At 44.5% G+C, this 18,414-nt stretch carries 20 protein-coding genes and 1 pseudogene; 11 read left to right on the top strand and 10 right to left on the bottom strand.

All coding sequences use genetic code 11. The features are described from left to right. Positions 1-37 precede the first annotated feature (37 nt). The 3 genes from NIES208_RS13355 to NIES208_RS13365 form a co-directional block, all read right to left on the bottom strand. Positions 38-445: an ExbD/TolR family protein gene (locus NIES208_RS13355; protein ID WP_075893484.1), complete on the bottom strand. Its 408-nt coding sequence runs from the start codon at positions 443-445 to the stop codon at positions 38-40. Continuing rightward, positions 426-1,109, bottom strand: a complete 684-nt coding sequence (locus NIES208_RS13360; protein WP_075893485.1) for a MotA/TolQ/ExbB proton channel family protein — start codon at positions 1,107-1,109, stop codon at positions 426-428. The genes NIES208_RS13355 and NIES208_RS13360 overlap by 20 nt, the downstream gene beginning before the upstream one ends. Positions 1,110-2,365: 1,256 nt before the next feature. Further along, a complete protein-coding gene (locus NIES208_RS13365) occupies positions 2,366-2,758 on the bottom strand; it encodes a winged helix-turn-helix transcriptional regulator (protein WP_139325064.1) in 393 nt (130 codons plus the stop codon). Between the two features lie 200 nt (positions 2,759-2,958). Between NIES208_RS13365 and acsF the strand changes: the two genes are divergently transcribed. From acsF to NIES208_RS13385, 4 genes are all read left to right on the top strand, one after another. Continuing rightward, positions 2,959-4,035 (top strand): magnesium-protoporphyrin IX monomethyl ester (oxidative) cyclase, encoded by a 1,077-nt coding sequence (gene acsF / locus NIES208_RS13370; RefSeq protein ID WP_075893501.1) that lies wholly within the window; start codon positions 2,959-2,961, stop codon positions 4,033-4,035. A gap of 72 nt (positions 4,036-4,107) precedes the next feature. Further along, complete coding sequence (locus NIES208_RS13375; protein ID WP_075893487.1) at positions 4,108-4,860, top strand: biliverdin-producing heme oxygenase; 753 nt, start codon at positions 4,108-4,110, stop codon at positions 4,858-4,860. A gap of 82 nt (positions 4,861-4,942) precedes the next feature. Continuing rightward, positions 4,943-6,346 carry an oxygen-independent coproporphyrinogen III oxidase gene (gene hemN / locus NIES208_RS13380; protein ID WP_075893488.1) on the top strand — a complete coding sequence of 468 codons (1,404 nt, stop codon included), beginning with the start codon at positions 4,943-4,945 and terminating at the stop codon, positions 6,344-6,346. 81 nt (positions 6,347-6,427) lie between these two features. Continuing rightward, positions 6,428-7,258 (top strand): acyl-CoA desaturase, encoded by an 831-nt coding sequence (locus NIES208_RS13385; protein ID WP_075893489.1) that lies wholly within the window; start codon positions 6,428-6,430, stop codon positions 7,256-7,258. 91 nt (positions 7,259-7,349) lie between these two features. On the opposite strand, the gene NIES208_RS18655 is transcribed toward NIES208_RS13385, so the two are convergent. After that, positions 7,350-7,532 carry a hypothetical protein gene (locus NIES208_RS18655; protein WP_139325065.1) on the bottom strand — a complete coding sequence of 61 codons (183 nt, stop codon included), beginning with the start codon at positions 7,530-7,532 and terminating at the stop codon, positions 7,350-7,352. Between the two features lie 248 nt (positions 7,533-7,780). On the opposite strand from NIES208_RS18655, the gene psbA (NIES208_RS13390) reads away from it, so the two are divergent. The 3 genes from psbA (NIES208_RS13390) (at position 7,781) to NIES208_RS13400 (ending at position 10,081) form a co-directional block, all read left to right on the top strand. After that, the gene (psbA, locus tag NIES208_RS13390; protein WP_075893490.1) at positions 7,781-8,863 is read left to right on the top strand and encodes a photosystem II q(b) protein; all 1,083 of its coding nucleotides are present in this window, start codon (positions 7,781-7,783) and stop codon (positions 8,861-8,863) included. Between the two features lie 135 nt (positions 8,864-8,998). Beyond that, positions 8,999-9,583 carry a Tll0287-like domain-containing protein gene (locus tag NIES208_RS13395; protein WP_075893491.1) on the top strand — a complete coding sequence of 195 codons (585 nt, stop codon included), beginning with the start codon at positions 8,999-9,001 and terminating at the stop codon, positions 9,581-9,583. A gap of 36 nt (positions 9,584-9,619) precedes the next feature. Next, entirely contained in the window at positions 9,620-10,081 is a 462-nt protein-coding gene (locus NIES208_RS13400) for a DUF3122 domain-containing protein (protein ID WP_225875311.1), read from the top strand. 179 nt (positions 10,082-10,260) lie between these two features. Here the strand turns inward: NIES208_RS13400 and mutT are convergent, their stop codons facing one another. Then, entirely contained in the window at positions 10,261-10,656 is a 396-nt protein-coding gene (mutT, locus tag NIES208_RS13405; protein ID WP_075893502.1) for an 8-oxo-dGTP diphosphatase MutT, read from the bottom strand. Between the two features lie 16 nt (positions 10,657-10,672). Further along, positions 10,673-10,846: a hypothetical protein gene (locus NIES208_RS19040; RefSeq protein WP_171971773.1), complete on the bottom strand. Its 174-nt coding sequence runs from the start codon at positions 10,844-10,846 to the stop codon at positions 10,673-10,675. A gap of 16 nt (positions 10,847-10,862) precedes the next feature. Here NIES208_RS19040 and NIES208_RS13410 point away from each other — a divergent pair, with 16 nt between their 5' ends. Continuing rightward, the gene (locus tag NIES208_RS13410; protein ID WP_075893493.1) at positions 10,863-11,069 is read left to right on the top strand and encodes a hypothetical protein; all 207 of its coding nucleotides are present in this window, start codon (positions 10,863-10,865) and stop codon (positions 11,067-11,069) included. 36 nt (positions 11,070-11,105) lie between these two features. Further along, the gene (accD, locus tag NIES208_RS13415; protein WP_075893494.1) at positions 11,106-12,071 is read left to right on the top strand and encodes an acetyl-CoA carboxylase, carboxyltransferase subunit beta; all 966 of its coding nucleotides are present in this window, start codon (positions 11,106-11,108) and stop codon (positions 12,069-12,071) included. 143 nt (positions 12,072-12,214) lie between these two features. Here accD and pyrC read toward each other — a convergent pair whose 3' ends face one another. Then, on the bottom strand, positions 12,215-13,246 hold the full coding sequence (gene pyrC / locus NIES208_RS13420) for a dihydroorotase (protein ID WP_075893495.1): 1,032 nt from the start codon (positions 13,244-13,246) through the stop codon (positions 12,215-12,217). 91 nt (positions 13,247-13,337) lie between these two features. After that, on the bottom strand, positions 13,338-13,811 hold the full coding sequence (locus tag NIES208_RS13425; protein ID WP_075893496.1) for a TspO/MBR family protein: 474 nt from the start codon (positions 13,809-13,811) through the stop codon (positions 13,338-13,340). Positions 13,812-13,893: 82 nt separating this feature from the next. Between NIES208_RS13425 and NIES208_RS13430 the strand changes: the two genes are divergently transcribed. Next, positions 13,894-15,207 (top strand): hypothetical protein, encoded by a 1,314-nt coding sequence (locus tag NIES208_RS13430; protein ID WP_075893497.1) that lies wholly within the window; start codon positions 13,894-13,896, stop codon positions 15,205-15,207. Between the two features lie 14 nt (positions 15,208-15,221). On the opposite strand, the gene NIES208_RS13435 is transcribed toward NIES208_RS13430, so the two are convergent. Then, positions 15,222-16,244 carry a glycosyltransferase gene (locus NIES208_RS13435; protein ID WP_075893498.1) on the bottom strand — a complete coding sequence of 341 codons (1,023 nt, stop codon included), beginning with the start codon at positions 16,242-16,244 and terminating at the stop codon, positions 15,222-15,224. Positions 16,245-17,047: 803 nt separating this feature from the next. On the opposite strand from NIES208_RS13435, the gene psbA (NIES208_RS13440) reads away from it, so the two are divergent. Beyond that, positions 17,048-18,130, top strand: coding sequence for a photosystem II q(b) protein (gene psbA, locus NIES208_RS13440; RefSeq protein ID WP_075893499.1), 1,083 nt, complete (start codon positions 17,048-17,050; stop codon positions 18,128-18,130). A gap of 53 nt (positions 18,131-18,183) precedes the next feature. Here the strand turns inward: psbA (NIES208_RS13440) and NIES208_RS19235 are convergent. Further along, positions 18,184-18,414: pseudogene (locus tag NIES208_RS19235) on the bottom strand (hypothetical protein); the annotation flags it as partial.

Consider the following 18,414-nt stretch of genomic DNA (forward strand, 5'->3'; position numbering starts at 1 on the left):
AAAATAGTTGACTTTAAACCGAAAAACGAGACATGACCTACTGGCGCTTAGTGGCGATCGCCAACCTTGCCCCTTCCACCTGACGCACTTGGTCGATGATGGCAATCACTTTGTCATGGGTCACCTGTCCATCAGCATTAAGCACCACAACCAAATTGGGATGCACTTCAGCAAGGGCAACAATTTCATCCTGAAACCCATCCATCGCCACTAATTCTTTGTTGAGATACACCTGACCCGCCGCATCCAGCGTGACCGTCGCCTTTACAGACTCCTGGGGTTGGGACGTTTGCGCCTTAGGAAGATTGACACTCAATGCCTCAAATCTGCCCAAAAATAGCGTTGACATAATAAAAAAAGTCAAAATCGCAAAAATAATATCGATCATCGGCACAATATTAATTTGGGGAGGCAAATCCGGCTCATTAATGGTGTAACGTCGCATAGTCTGCCCCCACTTGATCTGGCTCGACATCCCTTAATGTGCGGCGATGATAACGGCGATGGACTAGCTCCAACTCCGCTGTGTATTCCTGAAAGAGAGCAATCTGCCGCACATAAAACCCCCGACAAATATTCGCAAAAAATAAAGTAAATACAGCCACAACCAACCCAAAGGCCGTCGAAGTTAACGCCTCACTGATACCCGATGTCACCCCTGCACTTTCAGCACCGCCAATGCTGCCGAGATCAATGGAGCCAAAGGATTGAATCAAACCCAAGACGGTTCCCAATAGACCCAATAGCGGCGCTAGGGCAATAATCGTATCGAAAATATTACTAAATCTTTTAATGACGGGGATTTCTGCTTGAATTGCACCACTAATGGCTAATTCCAACTCATCGGGTTCCGCATCATCTAGGGCGATCGCCGCCAAAAAAATGCGCGCTAAGGGCAGATGAAGATAACGCTTGAGTCGCTGTTTTGCTAACCCCGGATCATGGCGATAATCCCTTAAAACATCCTTCGCGACCTTCGTTTGCCGTTTATTAACGCGATACCAAAAAATCATGCGCTCGATCACCAGGGCGATCGCCACTACCGAAAAAACCAATAGCGGCACAGCCACTATTCCCGCCGTTGCCACAAGTTCACCAAGCCTTTGCATAATACAGACCCCTAGGGCAGACACCCTATACGACTTTAATAATGAGAATCTTTCCTATTACTAGACAAGGAAGAATATACTCTTCTTGCTAATATAAGTCAATAAAGAAGCCCGTATTTTTACTTACTCTAGCGAAAAATTTTCCTAAAGCCTAGTGAGGCGGTCCTCCGGGGCAGGCGATCGCCACCAAACAAATCAATCAAAAGCTTTGACCTAGACCATTTTGGAGGATTATCCCAGACCAAAACAACAGTAAACCAGCAAAACAAAATCGCACCCGATTAATATTCCCCTTTTCCCTGATTTGCCCTAAATGCCAATAGTTTTAAATTAAAAAACTGCGAATACTTGTCAGATCACTGCCCCAAACTTGACCCAGAGTCCCAAAGACGCTCCGCTACCCCATTCCGTGCAGGGGACATTGATTGGACATGCACACCTTGTTCCCCTACCCATAGATCAGCGACCAGCCCTTACCCTAGCCCGCCTATGCCGAACACCCCAACCAGCCGGAGTTCAGGATATAGATATTTCCCATAAGCAATTAGACAGTTTCTCCTTTGGCAGGTGCTGAGGGTGAGTTATCACGAAACGGCGCAACCGATTGAAATCCCTGCGGATACCTTTTCTAGGGAAAAAATATAGTCAAAGCCCATAAATTTAGGACGACACAGTCAGAGATTTGTAAAATTCTCACGAAGTAAACGAAACCTATTGAAACATCCCTAATTAACGTGAGTTTTGCTTAAGCATGCTCGGAAGTACGACGCGGTGAATGGGAGAGCGAGAGATCGGGAGATGTTTCTATGCAAACAATCCTACTAGCTTTCAAAAAATGCAAATTTTCGTTGCTTCCCCGTGTCTCTCCCTCTCCATGTCTCCTTTTCTCTAAAGAATTTTGGCTACATTCTTATCCATAACTGACGTTAATTATTGAATCCCAAGACTTTTGTACTAATCTTGCTAGCCTTGGCTATGGAGCACTCTAAAATTTATGCGAAACGACTATCAATAACCCTTGAAATGTTGAGAGGCCAAAGGGAAAAAGCTGGCGACACAGAGATATTGCCCAAAACAGATAGTTTTGATGGAAACAAGGTTAATGTCCCTTGTTCCTAAAGGTTTTTTTCTATATTTCAAATCATCAAAGCTAGGACATCTAATAGACCTTAAAGCTTTATTCTGTCAGGGTTTAACACGTTAAACCCCAACTAATTTTGCTGATGATGACTATTCATTGTCAACCCAAGCTCACATTAACCCGCGCCCGTATTGGGCGGTGTTTGCCCATCCATGTCGAGGGGACATACGCAGGGCTTTTGGTCGAGCCATTGGGTTCCCAGTTCGTGCATTGCCATCAGAGCCGGACGAAACTCTAAACCTTTAGGCGTGAGGGAATATTCAACCCGTGGCGGAATTTCAGGAAACACGACCCGTTTCACTAAACCATGGGCTTCGAGAGCCCGCAGTCGAACGGTCAAGGTTTTGGTGCTAATGCCGGGGAGCGCCTTAAGGAATTCGTTGGTACGGCGTGGGCCTTTAAATAATTCCCGTAGGACTAAAATTGACCATTTATTGCCGAGTAAATCCACAACAAATTGGATAGGACAGCGATAGGACGGATCAAAACAAACTTCGTTATCAGTCATAAAAAATAGCTTTTCCCCCATTATTTTTAAACCTTTAGCATTTCTTTATAGCAAGCTAGACCCTAGTCTGCGCCCTATTTTTTCCTTTGCGGTAACTATGGGGCGGCTCTAGAAACCATCTTGTCAGTCCCGTGGATATTGGGAATGATGGGCTTTACGAAATGCAATTTTTTCATACTTTTTTACGGGCTTTTATCGATATGGTTACAGCATTTTCTCCCTCGGATACGCCGATGTTACGGCCGGGTATTAAAGCGCCTGTCCAAGAAACGCTCCTAACGCCTCGTTTCTACACGACGGATTTTGAGGCGATCGCCAATATGGTATTGGATCTGCAGGATAACGAAATTGCTGCGGCTTTAGATGAGCTGCGTGCAGATTATAATCGCCATCATTTTGTGCGGGATGAGAATTTTGATGGCTCCATTGAGCACCTTGACGACAAAACGCGTGCTGCTTTTATTGATTTTTTAGAGCGGTCTTGCACCTCAGAATTTTCCGGCTTTTTATTGTTTAAAGAACTATCCCGTAAATTAAAAGGTCGGAGTCCAGTGTTAGCCGAAGCCTTTGGCTTACTAGCTCGTGACGAAGCCCGCCACGCCGGATTTATTAATAAAGCCATGGTGGATTTTGGGTTGTCCCTTGATTTGGGTTATCTCACTAAAAAACGTACCTATACTTTCTTTCCGCCGGAGTGGGTGATTTATTCCGTTTATCTCTCAGAAAAAATCGGCTATTGGCGCTACATTCTCGTTTTTCGTCACCTCGAAAAGCACCCTGAACACAATCTTTATCCTTTGTTCAATTACTTTGAAAATTGGTGTCAAGACGAAAATCGCCATGGTGACTTTTTTAAGGCGTTGCTGCGATCGCAGCCGAAAATGTGGGACACCTGGCAAGGGCGGCTATGGGGACGTTTTTTCCTGCTGACCGTTTTTGCAACCCATACGATGACGGTGTTTGAGCGGGCTGATTTTTATGAAGCGATTGGTCTGGATGCCCAGCAATACAACATTGACGTGATTCGCAATACCAATGAAACCTCTGCGCGAGCTTTTGCTGAAATTATGGATACTGACAACCCAAAATTCTTCCCCCTCCTCGAACAGTGCTCGGAAGCTAATGAAAAAATTGCTGAGATCATGATGGGCGATCGCCCGCCGCTGATGAAATTCATCCTAAAAATCCCATCGATTGTGACCATTATTGTTTGCTTATTGCGCCTCTATTTCTTGAAGCCGATTGATGCGGAAGCGACCCGTGGCGAAGTCCATTAACGTCGGGTCATAGGACTTTTTTTTGCGGTTAATTCTCTGTTGAATACTTTATTGAGCTAGGACTTTATAAAAATGAACACTTTATCCCAAGAACTGCGCGAAGGAACCAAGCAATCTCACACCCTTGCCGAAAATACAGCCTATATGAAATGTTTTTTAAAAGGCATTGTTGAGCGTGTGCCATTTCGTAAACTATTGGCAAATCTTTATTTTATTTACGGCACGTTAGAGGATGCTTTATTAACGTATCAAGCTGATCCGGTACTGGGAAAAATTTATTGTCCTGAGTTGAATCGCACTGCAAAAATTGCTGCTGATTTAGAGTTTTTCTATGGTAAAAATTGGGATGAAAAGATTAAACCCACCCGCAGTGCTCTGACCTATGTTTTACGGTTGCAAGAGCTTGCCACAAATGATCCTATTTTGCTCATTGCCCATGCTTATACCCGCTATCTGGGGGATCTCTCTGGTGGACAAGCGCTTAAATCGATTGTGCGTGGTGCTTTGAGATTGCCTGAGGATTTGGGTACTGCCATGTTCACTTTTGATAGTTTGCCGACACCGGGCGATCGCCGCCAATTTAAAACCAATTACCGTGAAACCTTAGATTCTTTGCCCTTAGATGCTGCCACCATTGAGCGTATCGTTGCCGAAGCCAACCATGCCTTTGCCCTCAACCGCGCGGTGATGCATGACCTAGAGCCAGAGGTGAAAGCGGCCATTGGGGAGCATACCTTTGATCTATTGACTCGCCAAGATCGTCCCGGCAGTACCGAAGCCCGCTGTCCCCATGCCCAAACGGTTGCCCTCGCTACTGCGGAATAATCCCTAAAACATTCTAAAAAATTTCTTGTAAATTGTCCTTTTTGGAGTGGAGGCTCCTAGGTGGCCTCCGCCCTGTTTTGCCATGAAACATTTATCTCAATCGGTCAAGTTTGATCGGGATTTAATCCAAAAATATAACCAAGCTGTACCACGCTATACAAGTTATCCGCCGGCGACTGAGCTGACTGCTGATTTTGATCTTGATGCTTTTCGGGCGGCGATCGCCATCGGTAACCACAAACAAACGCCCCTATCGCTGTATTGCCACATTCCCTTTTGCGAAACACCCTGTTATTTCTGCGGTTGCAATACCATCATTACCCAGAATAAAAGTTTTGTTCCCCGCTATTTAGAGGCCCTAACCCGCAATATTGAGCAAATCGCAGCACTGGTACATCCTGATCGCCACGTCAAACAATTCCATTGGGGAGGCGGCACACCAAATTATCTAAATTTAGAGCAAGTTGAATATCTTTGGAATACCCTAAATCAACATTTTAAGCTGGCGGATAATGCTGAGGTTTCCATTGAAGTAAATCCCTGTTATGTAGATCGGGAATATATTTTATTTCTGAGAAAATTAGGCTTTAATCGCATTAGCTTTGGTATTCAGGATTTTAATCCGAAAGTTCAAGCAGCCATTAACCGTATTCAACCGGAAAAAATGCTTTTTGACGTGATGGGTTGGATTCGCGAAGCGGGTTTTGAAAGTGTAAATGTGGACTTGATTTACGGTTTACCTTTCCAAACTTTGGAGACATTTAAAGAAACGATTCAAAAAACAATTGAACTCGATCCAGATCGCGTTGCTGTTTTCAATTTTGCCTATGTGCCTTGGATTAAACCTGTGCAAAAACAGATGCCCCAAGCGGCCATGCCCAGCACTGCGGAAAAACTCGATATCTTCAAAATGACCATCGAGCAATTGACCCAGAATGGCTATGGGTTTATCGGCATGGATCACTTTGCAAAACCGGATGACGAATTGGCGATCGCCCAACAAGCAGGGACATTACACCGTAATTTTCAGGGCTATACAACCCAACCAGAATCAGATTTGCTCAGTTTTGGTATGACCTCCATCAGTATGGTGCAGGACGTTTATCTACAAAATCACAAGCGTCTCAAGGATTTTTATCAGGCAATAGATGCCGACCAATTACCCATTGCCAAAGGCTTTCAACTCAGCCGAGATGATCTGATTCGCCGGACAGTAATTATGGAATTAATGTGTGAGTTTCAACTATCGGCATCGGATTTAGAGGAAAAATACCATTTGGGTTTTGACCTTGATTTTAATGATTATTTTGCTGATGTTTTACCCATTCTTGATAGTCTTGAAGCTGATGGTTTGATTTGTCGCTGGGGTGATGGGATTGAGGTGACTCCCCGTGGACGTTTGTTAATTCGTAATATTGCGGCGGCCTTTGATCCCTATCTCCAAGGCAAAGGCGATCGCCAACAAACCTTTTCGAAAGCAATCTAAAATAGCCCCATCGATACCTAGGGAATTACTGATTTCTTACTAATTCCTTGCTAATTTTTTGATGATAAAATTTGTAATTTAATGACCAATATTTCACCTCAAATCACCACAAAAGCCCGATTAGATTGGGTCTCCGCATTATTCTTTGCCGTAGTCCATGGCATTGCCTTATTAGCCCCATGGTTTTTTTCTTGGTCTGGCCTTGGTGTCGCCATTTTTCTACATTGGTTATTTGGCAGTATTGGCATTTGCCTCGGCTACCATCGTCTTCTTAGTCACCGCAGTTTACAAGTGCCCAAATGGCTTGAATATATTATTGCTTTTATTGGCACTTTAGCCTTACAAGGAGGGCCTATTTTCTGGGTTGCGGGACATCGTTTGCACCATGCCCATACAGAAGATGAAACCCAAGATCCCTATTCGGCAAAACGAGGTTTTTGGTGGAGCCATATGCTTTGGATGCTATACCCAAATCCTGATTTCTTTGAGTACGAACGTTACAAAAAATACGCTCCAGATCTCGTGCGTCAAGGCTATTATCGCTGGCTAAATCGCAATTTTCTCTTACTACAAATTCCCCTAGGATTATTGCTCTATTTTCTCGGCGGTTGGTCTTGGGTAATCTATGGTATTTTCGTGCGAGCCGTACTGCTTTGGCATAGTACATGGCTGATTAATTCGGCTACCCATGTGTGGGGCGATCGCCGTTTTGAGGTCGCCGACAATTCCCGTAACCTCTGGTGGGCAGCTATTTTCACCTATGGCGAAGGTTGGCACAATAATCACCACGCCCATCCCCATGTCGCCAAAGCAGGCTGGCGTTGGTACGAAATCGACATGACATGGTGGTCCATTTGGTTATTGCGTCGCCTCGGTCTTGCGAAAAAAGTCGTGATGCCGCCGACGAGCTAACCCTTTACCAATTTTAATTACAAGTTTTCCTCTCAACTCTCATAGACAACTCCACTCTCACCTAGCTTTTTAAGTTTGGGTGAGATTTTTTTTAGGCGATCGCCAGATCAACCCATCCAGCCTGATTCCACGGGGCGATCGCCCCGCCAAATATCTTGATAAAAACCATCGTCAACCCTGAAGAAATAGAGATTTTAACCTCCCAAATATCAAGGCAATTAAGTCGTTTTTTATTGCCTCTAGATATGCTGAGAAAACCAACTTTTTTGGACAAGAAAAAAATTTAACGAAAAAAAATGTTCGATGTAAAAAAACACAAATAAAAACTTTCCTCTAGTGCCAGTAAGTTACCCCAAGTAAAATAATTAAAACCTCAAATAATTCATTAAAAAAAGACAAAATAATCACTAAAAAGTCCCAGAAAAGTTGTCAATTATAGAAAATATTGTTTATAGTAAAAAAGTGATTAAGCTTACATGAAAACAGCTTGATCCCAGTACTTGAAACTGGACAATAGTAATTATGACTACAGTTCTAAATTCAGGAACAAATATCTCTCTTTGGGAGAAATTTTGCCGTTGGGTAACTAGTACCAAAAATCGCTTTTACCTTGGCTGGTTCGGCGTACTAATGATTCCAACTCTATTGACCGCAACGACTTGTTTTATCCTTGCATTTATTGCGGCTCCCCCCGTTGATATTGACGGAATTCGAGAGCCAGTCTCCGGTTCTCTGCTCTATGGCAACAACATCATTTCAGCCTCAGTTGTACCTAGCTCCAATGCCATTGGCCTACATTTTTATCCTATCTGGGATGCCACATCTCTAGCCGAATGGCTCTATAATGGCGGCCCTTACCAACTGATTATTTTCCACTTCATTATCGGCATTTTTTGCTACATGGGTCGTGAATGGGAATTGTCCTATCGCCTTGGTATGCGCCCTTGGATTGCTGTGGCTTTTTCGGCTCCTGTCGCTGCTGCAACCGCGGTTTTAATGGTGTATTCCATTGGTCAAGGTTCTTTCTCTGACGGTATGCCTTTAGGCATTTCGGGAACCTTTAATTTCATGCTTGTATTGCAGGCAGAACATAATGTTCTAATGCATCCTTTTCATATGATTGGCGTTATTGGCGTATTTGGTGGAGCGCTATTCTCGGCAATGCATGGTTCCCTTGTTACGTCATCTTTGATCCGTGAAACGACAGAGATTGAATCTCAAAATTATGGCTATAAGTTTGGTCAAGAAGAAGAAACTTATAATATTGTTGCTGCCCATGGTTATTTTGGTCGATTGATCTTCCAATATGCCTCATTTAATAATAGTCGTGCTTTACACTTTTTTCTTGCGGCTTGGCCAGTGATTGGTATTTGGTTTGCGTCTTTAGCGGTGGCTTGTTTTGCCTTTAATCTAAATGGTTTTAACTTCAATCAATCGCTGCTAGATTCCCAAGGAAAAGTCATTCATACTTGGGCTGATATTATTAACCGAGCGAATCTTGGCATTGAAAGTATGCATGAACGAAATGTGCATAATTTCCCTCTTGATTTAGCGGCTGGTGAATCAATTCCGGTTGCTTTCCAAGCACCGAGTATTAGCGGCTAATATCTATCTATTTTTCTCTCGTTGACAATCTCACAATTGAAAATCCCTATGGCACGGTAGGGATTTTTTTTTCCTTTGATCGCTGTGATTTGGTGACGCAGAGATGTGCTGCAAAATAATTAGGAGAATCTAAATATGTGTTATGGGAAATTATGGAGGGGGTTTTGTGCTGGTTTTGTGGCGATCGCCCTGATTTTGATCAAACCTGATATCGTTTTAGCGGCGGTTAATCCACCAGAGTTTGGCTATGCGGTGCAGGCGATTGAGGAGTTGGATGCCATGCGTTCGGGTTTGGCTAGTACCCTTGAACCGGGTAGCGACATTACGCCAGAAACGATGCGAGAGGTCTGTAAACCTGTGGGAATGCAGGCAAAAAAACTCGGTGTGGATAATGGTTGGCAAGTAAAGCAAGTTGCTAAAAAATATCGTAATTTAGACCATGCTCCTCAAACTTTGCGAGAGACGATGGCGATCGCCAAATTTGAACAAGACCCCGAACTTTTAAGTTTCAGCCAAACCGCTCAGGATGGCTTACATTACTACCGACGCATTAATGTTGAAAGTAGCTGTCTAGCTTGCCACGGAGCTAAAAATGATCGTCCTAATTTTATCAAAGCAAAATATCTCGACGATCTTGCCTATGACTTTAAAGTTGGGGATTTGCGTGGTATGTATTCCGTTTTAATGCCCACCTTAGAAAGTATCAGTAGTGAGTTATAAACAATGAAATGCTCGTTATTTTTTAAAAGAGTTTTATTGAATTTAAGTCTAATTATTTTACTTTTTTGTAGTAGTTTAGTTTGGGCTGCACCGAGCTATGGAAGTATTCGGCAACAGGAAGAAAAGCCGGGGCAAATGTTGTACCAATCGCGTCAATCTATTCGGGATGATCAGGGGCAAACTTGGCAGGTAATTTTGTTTAAGCGCGTCAAAGATGGTGTGGTGGAGCAGGTGGATTTACGGCTATCTGGCTATCCTGAGCAGGCGGTATTTCGACATCCTGCGGAGTTGAAAATCATGGAGGGCGATCGCCTCCTTACAGCACCAGATCAGTTTGCCGCAGAGGCTCCGGCAAAGAATATTGGACAATTTGACCTGAGCGAAATTTTGCCACTTTTACCAACAAGCGACTCGGTTCAGCTAAACTTACCCCTCGACAATCCTGTCACTATCGATATTCCCGTTGCGGTTCTACTGGAATGGCAGTTGATCATGTAATGACAAGTTGCGTATCTAAATGTTGTCACGCAGCAAATTTAGATCACACATATCCAAAGAAAAACGCCTAGGTGTCTGTCCTTGTTTCGACCCTAAGCGTTTTCCGGTGATTCCTCACACCAGATATCCATTTTGACGTGGGAATTTAGCCGGAGTTCCCACAGGTTTTAGAAAAAAAATTAGCTTTTATGAATCAGATCAATAATGGCTTGATTAGCCTCAGGAAATTCATAGGCTCCCAGATTTTGCGGCTTGACCCATTTAATCTCTTGGCACTCGATGGCCTTGGGTTCGCCACCAAGATAGTCGCACCAATGGACATGGAGCGATACTTTAAATTTGGGATATTCATGCTCAATCAAAATCAGGCGATCGCCGACTTTCACATCTAGGGCTATTTCTTCTTTAATCTCACGGGCAATACAAGCTTCAACCGTTTCATCCGCTTCGATTTTGCCGCCGGGAAACTCCCACAAACCAGCCATGTCGCCTCGATCTAACCGACGATCAATTAAAATTTCCCCCGCTGCATTCCGAATAACCGCAACGCCGATCTGCTTGTGGGGCAAGGACATATTTTTCTCTCCAATCTCAACAAACCCGCCCATTATAGAAGATGTTACAAGGCATAAACGGATTAGCAAACCGTAATTTTTCGGTGCTATTGTCAAGGAACTTTGCCCGATAATGGCAGCCTCCAAACCGGGGCGATCGCCATACCACACCACAAAAATGGCGATCGCCCCAACCTTTTACCATAACCATTGACTTTTTCTAAACTGTGACTTGGATTACAATTAGAACCACAAAAGCCCGTTGGGAAGCCGAATTTATGGGTCAACTGCTAGAGTCCCATAGCATCCCAAATCGTGTCCTTAGCATCGGACTAGGAATCTACTGCGGACAAGGTAGCCAAGCAGCGCTGCAAGTGCGATCGCAAGATCAATGGACAGCCCGTTTGCTCCTCAGCCCCCCAGAAGACGACTAACAGGTTTAATTCTTTAACGTTCCGTCACTATCGCTTATGTCTCTTTTTGATTGGTTTGCGGCAAATCGCCAGAACAATGAAACAGCCCTCCACCCCCAGCAAGAGCGCGAAATTGCGGATGGGCTCTGGACGAAATGCAAAGCCTGTGACGTGCTCACCTACACGAAAGACCTGATTAACAATCAAATGGTCTGTAAAGAATGTGGGTTTCACAACCGTGTCAGTAGCCGTGATCGTATCCATCAGCTCATCGACAGTGACACATGGCAAGAACTGAACGCCAATGTCGTGCCCACTGATCCCTTAAAGTTTCGCGATAAAAAAGCCTACAGCGATCGCCTCAAAGACTACCAAGAAAAAACAGGCCTTAGCGATGCCGTTGTCACAGGCACAGGTCTCATCGACGGTTTACCCCTTGCCCTCGCCATTATGGATTTTGGCTTTATGGGCGGCAGCATGGGATCCGTTGTCGGCGAAAAAATCTGTCGCCTTGTCGAACATGGCACAGCCGAAGGTGTACCCGTTGTTATTCTGTGTGCTTCCGGTGGGGCACGAATGCAAGAAGGGATGCTCAGCCTGATGCAGATGGCAAAAATCTCTGGCGCACTAGAACGCCATCGCGCGCAGAAATTACTTTATATTCCCATTCTCACTCACCCAACCATGGGCGGAGTCACCGCAAGTTTTGCGATGTTGGGCGACTTAATTTTGGCAGAACCTCAGGCGGCGATCGGTTTTGCCGGAAGACGTGTGATTGAGCAGACCCTCCGCGAAAAACTTCCCGATAATTTCCAAACCTCAGAATATTTACTAGAACATGGTTTCGTAGATGCCATTGTGTCCCGCACAGACCTGAAAAAGACCTTGGCACAAATGATTAGTCTACATCAGCCGTTTTCACCTATTTTGCCGGAACTACAGCTCCAGCACCATGTTGAGACGCATCAAATCAAAGAAAAAATTTATGAAACTGTTCCTTCCCACGGCGACTTTTATAAGTAAAAAATTCTATAAGTAGAAAAATTCGATTGTCATTTTCCATGGTTTTTGCCAAATAAAGAGACAACCGAATATTCTTTTCAGCTCAGCATATGATCGGCTTTTTCCGTGACGCTGAGCTTATTTTTTGGCTAATGTTCAACCAATCAAACCATTTGCCAAGTCATTTCTTCCCCAGCTCGGAGAGGCACTAATGCCGAGTCGGGAAAGGGCAACTCGTCAGGGATACGCCAAGTTTTTTTAGTTAAGGTGATTTTCTCAGTATTACGCGGCAATTGATAAAAGTCTGCGCCATGGAAACTGGCAAAGGCTTCTAGTTTATCGAGGGCATTTACACTTTCAAAGGCCTCCGCATAAAGTTCGAGGGCATGCAGCGCCGAGTAGCAACCGGCACAGCCACAGGAGGTTTCTTTGCGATCGCGGGCATGGGGAGCACTGTCGGTGCCGAGGAAAAATTTAGGATTACCAGAAGTTGCCGCTTCGATGAGTGCTTGGCGGTGGGTTTCTCGTTTGAGGATAGGCAAACAGTAATAGTGAGGTCGAATTCCCCCTTGAAAAATACTGTTGCGGTTTAGGAGTAGGTGCTGGGGAGTGATGGTGGCGGCGACCTTCTCGTCGGTAGATAAAACAAATTTCACGGCATCTTCGGTCGTGATGTGTTCCAGCACGATGCGTAGTTTTGGAAATCGTTCCTTGAGGGGCATCAAATATCTTTGAATAAAAACTTTTTCGCGGTCGAAAACATCTATTTCTTGGTGGGTCACTTCGCCATGGAGCAATAGGGGTAAATCGACTGCTTCCATGGCGGCAAACACGCGATCGCCGTTCCGGATATCCGTGAGACCTGAGTCGGAGTTGGTCGTTGCGCCGGCTGGGTAATATTTAACGGCTTTAACAAATTGGGAATCCTTCGCCGCAATAATGTCTGCAGGTGTCGTGTTGTCTGTGAGGTAGAGGGTCATTAATGGCTCAAATTTTTCCCCTACTGGAATGGCAGCGAGGATGCGATCGCGGTAGGCCGCTGCTTCGGCCACGGTGCGGACGGGTGGCTTGAGGTTTGGCATCACAATCGCCCTAGCGAACTGTTTCGCGGTGTGGGGTAAAACTGCTTTTAGTGCGTCGCCGTCTCGTAAATGCAGGTGCCAGTCGTCCGGTCTAGTAATAGTCAAATTTTCCATTGGGAAATTATAGATCAGCCTACAACGGGATAAAACGGATGAAATATTTGCTCACAATGGGGCGATCGCCCGTTCTTGTAGCCGCTCAACATTAGCGCTTACCGGGGTTGAGCCACATCATTTCCAAAGTGATATAAGTGCCAAAGGGACTCCACAGCAAATAGGGCACAAGTAAAGCAAAACTCAGACGTGACACTGGAAATACAAAAAGCGACAAAATTAAACCGATGACAAACCCCACACCGCCGATGACAACGCCAACGGTAACGCTTTGCATTTTGCTCATGACTTGGGTGTAGGAAATAATCGAAATTTCGAGGATGGCGTAACCCGCGAGGAGTAGCCATGTCCGAAAGCCATGGGGATCTGCGGCCCACACATAGGTGGCGGAAATGATGCCGCAAATAAAAATCGAAATCCAGACAATCGGGATAATTTGCTCGAAGGTTAGCCAGTCCGGACGGCGTAGTTTAAAAAACCAACTCTGGTCTGCGGCAATGATGCGATTTATGGCGATTCCAATGGCGATCGCCACTGCCGTAATAATGAGACCTGTAACAATCATGGCAAAATTCCCCAGAACCTAACTCAAATTTTATACTGGAGATAAGACCAGTTCGGTATTTCGTGACAAAAGACGAGAATTTATGAGCTTTTCACCCCAATTAATGAAAGCAGTTGAAAAACTGCAATATCGCGCCACAGTCGGGGAAGTTGCCAGTCAGGCTGGACTCAGCGTACAGCTTGCCCAAAATCAACTAGCAGGCCTTGCTTCTGAAGCTGGCGGCACACTCCAAGTGGCGGAAACAGGCGACATTGTCTACGAGTTTCCGTCAAATTTTCGGTCAATTCTCACGAGCAAATCCGCCAAACTCCGCCTCAAAGCTTGGCTCGATAAAACTTGGCAAGTTGTTTTTTATCTCATTCGCATTTCCTTTGGCGTGGCGTTAGTCGCATCGATCGCCCTGATAACGATCGCCATATTAGTGCTCATTTTTGCAGCCAACAATCGTGACGATAACAACAACTCCCGCTCCCGTGGCGGTGGCATTCCCACAACCTGGCTCATTTGGTGGGGGCCTGATTTATTCCGCATGTTTACCCCCGGCTATTACCGTCGTGGCTATGGGCGATCGCCGCAATATTCCGTAGGCACAGTGGGAAATAGTAGCCAAAGCTCGGACATGAACTTTTTGGAGTCAGTCTTTTCGTTCCTCTTTGGCGACGGCAATCCGAACCCCAACCTCGAAGAACGTCGCTGGCAAAATATTGGCCAAATTATCCAAAACAACGATGGTGCAGTCGTTGCCGAGCAAATTGCCCCCTATTTCGATGACCTCGATGCCATTGCCGAAGAAAACCACATGATGGCGGTAATGGCACGCTTTAACGGCTACCCCGAAGTCTCTCCCGAAGGTGAACTGATTTATTATTTCCCAGAGCTACAGGTCAAAGCCCAAGAACGTCGTAAACAATTTGTGCCAGACTATCTCGAAGAAAACCGTTGGACATTTACCCTTGCCCCCGTCAACCAAAAATTCTTGGCGATGGGTTTAGGCGGCATTAATTTTGTCCTCGCCCTAGTCTTGGGTTCCATGCTCCAAGATTCGGTCATGGTGGCACAAATGGGTGGTTTTATCGGTTTAGTCAGTGCCCTTTATCCGGCTTTGATCGTTTATGCGATCGCCTTTTTGACGATTCCCCTAGTGCGTTATTTTTGGATTCAACGCCGCAATAGCAAACTCGACGCTCGCAATAGCCAACGTAAAGCAACCGCCGCTGTCCTCGCTGAAGGCTATCCACCAATCCAAAAGAAACTCAAATATGCCCAGCAATTTGCCAGCCAAAAAATCATCGGTGAAGCAGACATCGCCTACGGCACAGACCGCGATCTACTCGACCAAACCTTAGACAAACAAGCCGCCATTGATGCCGACTGGCAAAAACGTTTAGAAAGCTAAATTTAGCTAAACTATCAGCTCGCCTCAGCAACCTGTTTTGTCAAGATAAGCATCAATTCGTAAATTTGTTGTTTGTACTTAAAGTCGTATTGATTTAATACCTCCAGCCACAGGCGATCGCCAAGCCCAGAAAAGTCGACCAACCCCAAACAAATCGAAATGGCTTGATCAATTTGCCCCGCAATAAAATACCCATCCACCGCACCGAAACATTGCCAATAGCGACTTTTCCGAGAAATTCTTTGCTCTACTGGTGAAAAATATTTCTGTGATAATTTAAGCACTTGCCAAACAGCTTTATCCGAAACATTGATTGTTGCAAGCGGGGATTTTAACATCGGCTCCTGACGGTAAGCACCAATATATTGCGGCAAATAATACCAGTTCAATCCACGAATTTTCGTCACACGGCGGTAGAATTCCCAGTCTGCCAGCTTGCCTAAATCTAAATTAAAATAGCCAATTTTTTTAAAGAGACGTTTATGATAAATCGTTGCGATAGATTGTAATGGATTTTCGGCAAGAAATCGGTTTAAAAACCCTTGATCGACCAAGCCACTATTAGCCAAAAACTCGGATTTTTCAAGAATTTCATCGGTTTTATTAATCGTATAAAAAGCACCACTAATCAAATCTAGACTGGGTTGTTTTTCAATAATTTCTTCAAACCATAGTAAGGTGTTTTCGAGCAATAGATTATCATCACATACAAAATATATCCAAGGACTATTAGCACACTTTAAACCCCAATTAAGGTTGGCATATTCCCCCAAACATTGGGGATGACGAATATAGTGAATCGTATATTTTTCTGGGTTTAAATAGACGCTATATTGCTCAAAAATAAGCTCTAGATCTTGGAGATTAAAAGTCTGACTAGCATCATCTAACAATAAAATCTCTGTTTGTCCTTGGTGTTGCTGTTGGCAGATCGAGGCGATGCATTTTTCTAAATCGGTGAGGCGATCGCCCAGCGGTATCACAATGGAAAACTGAAATTGATCTTGATCCGAATAATTTTGAAGGAGAGGAGACATTAGCCGGCTTGTTCGCTAAAAAATAGGAAAAATTATGGAGATTTGTGTTGTCGCATGGAAAACTTTTTTACTCTGTTTTCTTACAAACCCAAGGCGATCGCCTCCGCACAGATTGGCGAAAAAAATTCAAGCTACAGGCAAGCCAGTAGGAAAAAGAACACAATCTTAAACATGACAGTTATCCCAGCAACCGCAAATCCATCTCGATTCGAGAATATTTTTTGGCAAGTCGGACCCTATCCACCCCGGAAGAACACTCTCTCGCGGCGATCGCCCCACACAGCCATTACATCCATAACGAACTAGCCATTACCTCCCTCACAATCCCATCCTAATCCTTATTTTTATCAGCCTACTAAGCTTACTTCTCTTCACCCTTGATTGCACCATTACATATCAAATGCTGCGCGACTAGAAACCAAACTCTAGCCATCTTTCCAATCGAAAATAAGCCCTTACTTTTTCCAGCAAATCGCCACTTTAGTATCAAAACAAAAGCCAGCTTAATATTAACTTAATATTCTTAAATACCTTCCAAAATCATAAATTAGCCTCCCCGCCATCTAATTTGCAAAACTTCACAATCATAAAAGTGAAAAGATTTTTATTTTTTAGATATTTTGCGAAAACGCCTCTAAACTAAGCAATTCAAGGATTTTTAGTAAAGAAAAGAAAAACTTCAGCAAGAAAAGTAAAGATGCTTTTTAAGTCCTAGAAACAGTACATAAGATGTTGCGTAAATACAAAAAAGTTCTGGCTTACTAGAACGACCCTTAGAAACCTTATTGAAATCATAAGTAACCATGACTACTACTCTAAATAAGCGCGGTAATGCGTCTTTATGGGAGAAGTTTTGTCAATGGATCACTAGCACTGACAACCGCATTTATGTGGGTTGGTTTGGTGTCTTAATGATTCCTTGCCTTCTCTCCGCAACTATCTGCTTCATCATTGCATTTATCGCAGCTCCAGCTGTTGATATTGACGGCATCCGCGAGCCTGTGGCAGGTTCTTTGCTTTCTGGCAACAACATCATCTCCGGTGCAGTTGTGCCTTCTTCCAATGCCATTGGTCTTCACTTTTACCCTATCTGGGAAGCAGCATCCCTAGATGAGTGGTTGTACAACGGTGGTCCTTACCAACTCGTTATTTTCCACTTCCTCATCGGTGTCTATTGCTGGATGGGTCGTCAGTGGGAATTGTCTTTCCGTTTAGGCATGCGCCCTTGGATCTGTGTGGCCTACAGTGCCCCTGTCATTGCTGCAACTTCCGTATTTTTGATCTACCCCATCGGTCAGGGTTCTTTCTCTGACGGTATGCCCTTGGGTATCTCTGGTACGTTCAACTTCATGATCGTATTCCAAGCTGAGCACAACATCTTGATGCACCCCTTCCACATGTTGGGAGTAGCTGGTGTATTTGGTGGTTCTTTGTTCTCCGCAATGCACGGTTCTCTAGTAACATCTTCTCTCGTTCGTGAAACCACTGAGACTGAGTCTCAGAACTATGGTTACAAGTTCGGTCAAGAAGAAGAGACTTACAACATCGTTGCAGCGCACGGCTACTTCGGTCGTTTGATCTTCCAATATGCATCTTTCAACAACAGCCGCTCCTTGCACTTCTTGCTCGGCGCATGGCCTGTCGTTGGTATTTGGTTTACAGCGCTTGGTATTTCCACCATGGCGTTCAACCTCAATGGTTTCAACTTCAATCAATCTGTTTTGGATAGTCAAGGTCGTGTAATCAACACTTGGGCTGACATCCTAAACCGTGCAAACCTCGGTTTTGAAGTAATGCACGAGCGTAACGCTCACAACTTCCCGCTTGATTTGGCTGCTGGTACTGAGGCTCCTGTGGCGCTTCAGGCTCCTGCCATCAACGGTTAATTTTTTGGGCTAACTCAAGTCGAAAGGCTTGTTGCAATAAAAAATAGTTGTAATTAAAAAACTTGACCCCTGCCATCTCGGTAGGGGTTTTTGTTCGGATTAGTAATCGTCATTTTTGTGGTGTCAGTATAAATCGGCTTATCTCGGACAATCATCACATCTGGATAGGTATATTTCCTTGTTTTAGGAATCCAGAGCCGTACATCACTGATATAAACTTCATAATTAATGTGAGTTTTGCTTAAGCATGCTCGGAAGTACGACGCGGTGAATGGGAGAGCGAG

Origin of the sequence: [Limnothrix rosea] IAM M-220 (assembly GCF_001904615.1) — a bacterium.
Classification (GTDB): domain Bacteria; phylum Cyanobacteriota; class Cyanobacteriia; order Cyanobacteriales; family MRBY01; genus MRBY01.